Source organism: Mesorhizobium sp. M7A.F.Ca.AU.001.01.1.1 (genome assembly GCF_004022735.1).
Lineage (GTDB): Bacteria > Pseudomonadota > Alphaproteobacteria > Rhizobiales > Rhizobiaceae > Mesorhizobium > Mesorhizobium ciceri.
In genome coordinates this window covers 1-6,456 of record NZ_RZPF01000357.1, presented here as the reverse complement: position 1 = coordinate 6,456, position 6,456 = coordinate 1, and the positions used below count along the sequence as shown (strand labels likewise).

Here is a 6,456-nt window from a genome sequence, read left to right as displayed (position 1 = left end):
GCCTGTTTCGAGCACCGCCTTGCGAAACAGCGCGACATCGGGCTGGCTGATGTAGCCCGGGATGGCATCCATCTTGTCCAGCGTACCGCCGGTGTGGCCAAGGCCACGGCCCGAGATCATCGGCACATAGGCGCCGCAGGCGGCGACGATCGGCGCCAGCATCAGCGAGACATTGTCACCGACGCCGCCGGTCGAATGCTTGTCGGTGACCGGGCCAGGCAGGTCCGACCAGTCGAGCACATCGCCGGAATCGCGCATCGCCAGCGTCAGCGCCACGGCCTCGTCGCGGTTCATGCCGTTGAAGAACACCGCCATGGCGAAGGCGCCGGCCTGGCCGTCGGTAACGGCGCCTGACGTCACGCCCGCGACGAAGCCGGCGATCTCGTCCTCCGACAGCCTCAGGCCATCGCGCTTGCGGCGGATGATTTCCTGGGGAAGCATCAGATCTCCAGCAGTCCGTCGCGGAACACGCGCTGCAGGATCGTCGCCAGCCGCGCGCCGCCGACCGGCGCCATGTCCTTGGTCTCCTGGTGCGAAAGCTCGGCCCCGGTCATGCCGGCCGCCAGATTGGTGATGACCGAACAGGCGGCGACGCGCAGTCCGAGGAAGCGGGCGAGAATGACCTCCGGTACGGTCGACATGCCGACCGCATTGGCGCCCATGATGCGCGCCATGCGGATTTCGGCCGGCGTTTCGAAGCATGGGCCGGAGAACCACATATAGACGCCCTTGTGCAGGGTGGTGCCGGTCGCTTTTGCCGCCCGCTCGATGGCCTGGCGGATGCCGGCATCATAGGCTTCGGTCAGGCCGACGAAACGCCGGTCGCTTGGTTCGCCGATCAGCGGGTTGGTGCCCGAGAAATTGATGTGGTCCGATATCAGCATCACCGAGCCCGGCGGCATGTCCGGATCGACCGAGCCGGCGGCATTGGTGAGGATCAGTTTCGTGATGCCGATGCCGGCAAGCACTTCCAGCACCGGCCGCATCGCCGCGGCGTTGCCGTGCTCATAGTAATGGGCACGGCCCGACAGCAGCAGCACCGGCACGCCGGCAAACAGCCCTGCCACCACTTCGCCGGCGTGCCCGGTGACACCGCTTCTGGGAAAGCCGGGCAGGTCGGCATAGGAGATGCGGATCGGGTCCTCGATCTGGTCGACCAGACCGCCGAGGCCCGAGCCGAGCACCAGTGCCGTGGCCGGCGCCAGGCCGTCCAGCCTTTCGACGAGATGATCCAGGGCTTTTTCCGTCATCGTTGCCAGCTGTTCATTTGAGCCTGTTGCTCATTTCAAAATATCGCCGCGGAAGCCGTAAGGCAGCATGTCGCCCATGGTCACGGTTTCGGCCACACCCGCATTGTCGCAGAGATAGAGCTTTGTTTCCGGCCGGCAGAATTCGGCAAGCCGCTGGCGGCAGCCGCCGCAAGGCGAGCATTTGGCCATGCGTTCGGCAAGCACGGCGATTTCCACGATCTTGCCGCCGCCGCCCATAATATAGTGGCCGAGCGCCGTGGTCTCGGCGCACCAGCCTTCCGGATAGGAGGCGACTTCGATGTTGGCGCCGGTAAAGACGCGACCGTCCTCGGTGCGCAAGGCAGCGCCGACCGGAAACTTAGAATAGGGCGCGTAGGCCTTGGCCATGGCGGCCTTGGCGGCCTCGAACAGATCATGCGACATTCAGCGTTCTCTCCGATGATCGTGTTCAAAACCCGGCGCAAAGCCGACCCGTCGCTCAACGTTCCTTGACATAAGGCACGCCGCCGGCGCGTGGCGGGATTGCCTTGCCGATGAAGCCGGCGAGCAGGATGACGGTGAGGATGTAGGGCAACGCCTGCATGAACTGCGCCGGCACCTTGCCGATGATGGGCAGCGGGGATCCTTGCAGGCGGATCGACGCAGCGTCCAGGAAGCCAAACAGCAGGCAGGCGAACATGGCGTTGACCGGCTTCCACTTGGCGAAGATCAAGGCTGCCAGCGCGATATAGCCCTTGCCGGCAGTCATGTCCTTCACGAAGCCGCCATTTTGCACCATCGACAGGTAGGCGCCGGCAATGCCGGTGAGGATGCCGGTGCAGATCAGCGCCCGGTAGCGCAGCCAGGCGACCGAGATGCCGGCGGTGTCGACGGCGGCCGGGTTCTCGCCGACGGCGCGAAGGCGCAGGCCGAAGCGGGTGCGAAACAGCACCCACCAGGTGAACGGCACCATCAGGAAGGCAAGATAGACCAGGATCGAGTGGCCCGACAGGAGTTCGGCATAGATCGGTCCGATGATCGGCACGTCGCGGATGGCCTCGGCGCCCGGCAAGGTGATGGCCTCGAAGCGCTCGCCCGGTTGCAGCGCCGGCGTGCGCCCGCCCTGCTGGAACCAGGCCTGGCCGAGGATGATGGTTGAGCCGGCGGCGATGAAATTGATCGCCACGCCGGAGACGATCTGGTTGCCGCGATGAGTGATCGAGGCAAAGCCGTGGATCATGGCGAAGGCGACCGAGATCACGACCGCCATGCCGAGGCCGAGAAAGGCCGAATGGAACACGGAAGCTGCGGCCGCACCGGCGAAGGCGCCGACAAGCATCTTGCCTTCGAGGCCGATGTCGAAGATGCCGGCGCGTTCCGAATAGAGCCCGGCGAGGCAAGCAAGCAGCAGCGGCACCGAGAGGCGGATGGTGGAGTCCAGTGTCTGGATGATCGCGTTGAACACATCCATCTCAGGCACCTTTCCCCTTGACCGCTTCCATGCCGACCGATCGCGGACTGAACGAGGCAAACAGCGCCTGGATGTAGCGCCGGAACATGTGCTCGAGGGCACCGGCAAACAGGATCACCAGGCCTTGAATGATGACGATCATGTCGCGGCTGATTGCCGGCATCTCGAAGGCGAGTTCGGCGCCGCCCTGGTAGAGCATGCCGAACAGGACCGCCGCCAATACGATGCCGACAGGGTGCAGGCGGCCCATCAGCGCCACGGCGATGCCGACGAAGCCGGCGCCGGAAACGAAGTCGATGGCGACATTGTGCTGATCGCCCATCACCGGATTGAGCGCCATCATGCCGGCCAGTGCGCCCGAGATCATCATGGCGGTGATGATGATGCGGGTTTCGGAAATGCCGGCATAGCGTGCCGCCTTCGGGCTGTGACCGTAGGTGCGCATCTCGTAGCCGAGCTTGGTGCGCCAGATCAGCAGCCAGACCAGGAAGGCCATGACCAGCGCCAGCAGGAAGGTGACGTTGAGCGGCGCCGAACGGATCTTGGCGCCGAACAGCTCGATGATCCAGTTGAGTTTGGGCAATTCCGCGCCGGCGAGGAAGTTGCGCGTCTGCGGCGCTTGCGAGGCGGCTGGCTTCAACGGGCCGACCAGCAGGTAAACCATGATCGAGGCGGCGATGAAGTTGAACATGATGGTGGTGATGACGATGTGCGAGCCACGCTTGGCCTGCAGATAGGCCGGGATAAGCGCCCACAATGCGCCCACCGCCGCCGCAGCAATGATCGCCAGCGGGAAGGTCAGCCACCATGGCAGTGTACTGTCGAAGCTCAGGCAGACGATGGCGATGCCAAGGCCGGCGATGTAGGCCTGCCCCTCGGTGCCGATGTTGAACAGGCCGCAATGCGCGGCAACCGCGACCGAAAGCCCGGTGAAGATGAAGGTGGTGGCATAAAACAGGGTGAAGGCAATGCCTGTGCCTTTGCCGAAGGCGCCTTCGACCAGGATGACGGCGGCGCGCAACGGATTCTCGCCGACCAGAAGCACGACGAAGCCGGCGACGACGAAGGCGACGAACAGATTGATCAGCGGGATCAGGCCATAGTCGGCCCAGGCCGGCAGTTTGGCGTAAGGCGTGCTCATTGCGCGGCCTCCTGGTGCTCGATGCCGGCCATCAGCAGGCCGAGCTCGCCCTCGGTCGCTTCCGGACCGCGCTCGCCGACGATGCGGCCGGCAAACATCACCAGGATACGGTCGGACAGCGAACGGATCTCGTCCAGCTCGACCGACACCACCAGCACCGCCTTGCCCTGGTCGCGCATGGCGATCAGGCGCTTGTGGATGAACTCGATGGCGCCGACATCGACGCCGCGTGTCGGCTGGCCGACGATCAGCACGCCCGGGTCCTGTTCCATCTCCCGTGCCAGCACGATCTTCTGCTGGTTGCCGCCGGAGAAATTGGCGGTCTTCAGCCGGCAGTCGGCCGGGCGGATGTCGTATTTGGCGATCTTGTCCCTGGCATCGTTGCGGATGGCATCGATGTTGAGGAACGGCCCCTTCAAATAGCGGGGATCATCGTGATAGCCGAGGATCGAATTCTCGTTCTCCTCGAAGGCCAGCACCAGCCCGACGTGATGGCGGTCCTCCGGCACATGCGCCAGGCCACGGTCGCGCAACTCTCCGGGGTCGGCGGCACCGGTCAGGTCGATCGGCTTGCCATCCAGCATGACCGAGCCGGAAACGGCACGCCTGATGCCGGAAATCGCCTCGAGCAGTTCGGATTGTCCGTTGCCGGCGACACCGGCGATGCCGACGATCTCGCCGGCCCTGATATCGAAGGAGATGTCGTCGACCATGGTGACGCCGCGCGTATCCCTGACCGTCAGGTTCTTGACTGCGAGCTTGACGGCGCCGGCCTCTGCCTCGCCCTTCTCGACCCGCAAGAGCACGCGCCGGCCGACCATCAGCTCGGCCAGTTCCTCGACAGTCGTTTTCCTGGTCTCGCGCGTCGCCACCATCGTGCCCTGGCGCATGACCGACACCGTGTCGGTGATGGCCATGATCTCGCGCAGTTTGTGGGTGATCAGCACCACCGTCTTGCCCTGGTCCTTCAACTGCCGAAGGATGCGGAACAGATGGTCGGCCTCGGCCGGCGTCAAAACGCCCGTCGGTTCGTCGAGGATCAGGATCTCGGCGCCGCGATAGAGCGCCTTCAGGATCTCGACACGCTGCTGCAGGCCGACCGGCAGTTCCTCGATGATTGCATCGGGATCGACTTCCAGCCCGTATTCACGCTCCAGCCGCTCCAGTTCGGAGCGCGCCTTGGCGATGCTCTTCTTCAAGAGCGCATCGCTTTCGGCGCCGAGGATGACGTTCTCCAGCACTGTGAAATTGTCGACCAGCATGAAGTGCTGATGCACCATGCCGATGCCGAGCGCGATGGCGTCATTGGGGGTCTTGATCGAAGCCGGCTGGCCGCCAACGCGGATCTCGCCGCTGTCGGCCTGGTAGAAGCCGTAGAGGATCGACATCAGCGTCGACTTGCCAGCGCCGTTCTCGCCGACAATGCCGTGGATCGTGCCGCGACCGATCTCAAGATTGATGTCCCGGTTGGCGCGCACCGCACCAAAACTCTTGTTGATGCCGATCAACTCGATTGCGGCTTGCGCCATGCAGCCTGTCCCACTCTTATTTTTTTATCGCTTGGTCAAAACGCCTAGCATGACGCTCCGCCCGTGCCAATTGGCGGAGCAGGTTCACTCTCGACAAATCCCGGTGCGCTTGTCAATTTGCAACGTGGCCGGGGCCTTCACATTCGCTAGTATGGCGGAGCCGAAATTCGCATTGCGGCGCAAGACATCGCGGCGCAAGACATCGCGGTGAAGACTGGGGAATTCACATGACCATACCCGCCGACCGGCTGACGACGCTGGAAATCCGCGCCGCCGAGCAGGAGAAGACCATCGAGGAACTGTCCGGCCAGATCGCCGAGCAGTGGAAAGTGATCGAGCGCATGCAGCGCAAGCTCGACGCGCTGACGGATCGCTTCCTGGCGCTGGAGGAGCAGACGGGAGATGAAGTGCCTGTAACCAAGCCGCCGCACTGGTGAGGAAAAAGGGAAGGGCGCATGCCATGGCCAGTGAAAGCGATCGCATTGCACGGGCCAGCGACTATGTGCGTGGCCTGATGAACGATGCGGAGCGCGAACGGGCCGAACGTGATCTGGAGATCGACCCGGCCTTCCGCGACGAGGTCGTGCGACTTGCCGAGCGCATGCACGTCTTCGACCGTGCCGAACCGGGGGATGGCGAAGAGCGCTGGAAGCAGATCACGCAGCGCATTGGCGACCTGCCGCAGATGCGTAGTTCTGGCCTGAGCGACGCCAGGCCGCCAACCGTGATCCGAAGCCTGTCGCAGCGGCCATACGGCGTCGGCGTGCACGCGCTGGGCGGCCGGCGTGGATTTGTGGTTGCCGCCGGACTGATGGTGGCGTTCGCGCTCGGTTGTCTCGCCGCGAAGCTGCTATAGGCGAGGCCGGCGAGACATCAGAGCCATCGTCTCGCCGTCCGAACGGCATATCTCAACGGTGTTCCAGCCGAGGGCCGCGTAGAAACCACGCGCATCCCATGTGTAGAGATAGAGCATCTCGACGCCCCGTGACGCCGCATGGGCTTCCGTTGCCTTGACCAGCGCGGTGGCGATGCCTCGGCGTCGATACCTTGCATCGACAACCAACCCGGCCAGCCATGGCGTCAGAT

Annotated in this window: 8 protein-coding genes and 1 pseudogene; 2 read left to right on the top strand and 7 right to left on the bottom strand. The window is 64.2% G+C overall.

The features are described 5' to 3' along the window. From EN884_RS20970 to EN884_RS20945, 6 genes and pseudogenes are all read right to left on the bottom strand, one after another. A pseudogene (locus EN884_RS20970) lies at positions 1 to 441 on the bottom strand (thymidine phosphorylase); the annotation flags it as partial. Continuing rightward, positions 441 to 1,250 carry a purine-nucleoside phosphorylase gene (locus tag EN884_RS20965; protein WP_024502795.1) on the bottom strand — a complete coding sequence of 270 codons (810 nt, stop codon included), beginning with the start codon at positions 1,248 to 1,250 and terminating at the stop codon, positions 441 to 443. The pseudogene EN884_RS20970 and the gene EN884_RS20965, both read right to left, overlap by 1 nt. Positions 1,251 to 1,280: 30 nt before the next feature. Continuing rightward, complete coding sequence (cdd, locus tag EN884_RS20960; RefSeq protein WP_013529630.1) at positions 1,281 to 1,673, bottom strand: cytidine deaminase; 393 nt, start codon at positions 1,671 to 1,673, stop codon at positions 1,281 to 1,283. Between the two features lie 55 nt (positions 1,674 to 1,728). Next, positions 1,729 to 2,700 (bottom strand): ABC transporter permease, encoded by a 972-nt coding sequence (locus EN884_RS20955; RefSeq protein WP_013529631.1) that lies wholly within the window; start codon positions 2,698 to 2,700, stop codon positions 1,729 to 1,731. Between the two features lies 1 nt (position 2,701). Further along, a complete protein-coding gene (locus tag EN884_RS20950) occupies positions 2,702 to 3,841 on the bottom strand; it encodes an ABC transporter permease (protein ID WP_063168988.1) in 1,140 nt (379 codons plus the stop codon). Continuing rightward, positions 3,838 to 5,370 carry an ABC transporter ATP-binding protein gene (locus tag EN884_RS20945; protein ID WP_024502792.1) on the bottom strand — a complete coding sequence of 511 codons (1,533 nt, stop codon included), beginning with the start codon at positions 5,368 to 5,370 and terminating at the stop codon, positions 3,838 to 3,840. The genes EN884_RS20950 and EN884_RS20945 overlap by 4 nt, the downstream gene beginning before the upstream one ends. A 227-nt stretch (positions 5,371 to 5,597) precedes the next feature. Here EN884_RS20945 and EN884_RS20940 point away from each other — a divergent pair, with 227 nt between their 5' ends. Both EN884_RS20940 and EN884_RS20935 read left to right on the top strand, forming a co-directional pair. Continuing rightward, a complete protein-coding gene (locus EN884_RS20940) occupies positions 5,598 to 5,807 on the top strand; it encodes a SlyX family protein (RefSeq protein WP_013529634.1) in 210 nt (69 codons plus the stop codon). 23 nt (positions 5,808 to 5,830) lie between these two features. Continuing rightward, the gene (locus EN884_RS20935) at positions 5,831 to 6,226 is read left to right on the top strand and encodes a hypothetical protein (protein ID WP_063168987.1); all 396 of its coding nucleotides are present in this window, start codon (positions 5,831 to 5,833) and stop codon (positions 6,224 to 6,226) included. Here EN884_RS20935 and EN884_RS20930 read toward each other — a convergent pair. Further along, positions 6,221 to 6,456 (bottom strand): GNAT family N-acetyltransferase (locus EN884_RS20930; RefSeq protein WP_164895083.1); only part of this gene is annotated, 236 nt, incomplete at its 5' end. The genes EN884_RS20935 and EN884_RS20930 overlap by 6 nt on opposite strands.

Excerpts from the sequence above, each read along its gene's own strand:
- EN884_RS20965 (WP_024502795.1), bottom strand. The coding sequence starts at position 1,250 with ATGACGGAAAAAGCCCTGGATCATCTCGTCGAAAGGCTGGACGGCCTG.
- cdd (WP_013529630.1), bottom strand. The coding sequence starts at position 1,673 with ATGTCGCATGATCTGTTCGAGGCCGCCAAGGCCGCCATGGCCAAGGCC.
- EN884_RS20955 (WP_013529631.1), bottom strand. The coding sequence starts at position 2,700 with ATGGATGTGTTCAACGCGATCATCCAGACACTGGACTCCACCATCCGC.
- EN884_RS20950 (WP_063168988.1), bottom strand. The coding sequence starts at position 3,841 with ATGAGCACGCCTTACGCCAAACTGCCGGCCTGGGCCGACTATGGCCTG.
- EN884_RS20945 (WP_024502792.1), bottom strand. The coding sequence starts at position 5,370 with ATGGCGCAAGCCGCAATCGAGTTGATCGGCATCAACAAGAGTTTTGGT.
- EN884_RS20940 (WP_013529634.1), top strand. The coding sequence starts at position 5,598 with ATGACCATACCCGCCGACCGGCTGACGACGCTGGAAATCCGCGCCGCC.
- EN884_RS20935 (WP_063168987.1), top strand. The coding sequence starts at position 5,831 with ATGGCCAGTGAAAGCGATCGCATTGCACGGGCCAGCGACTATGTGCGT.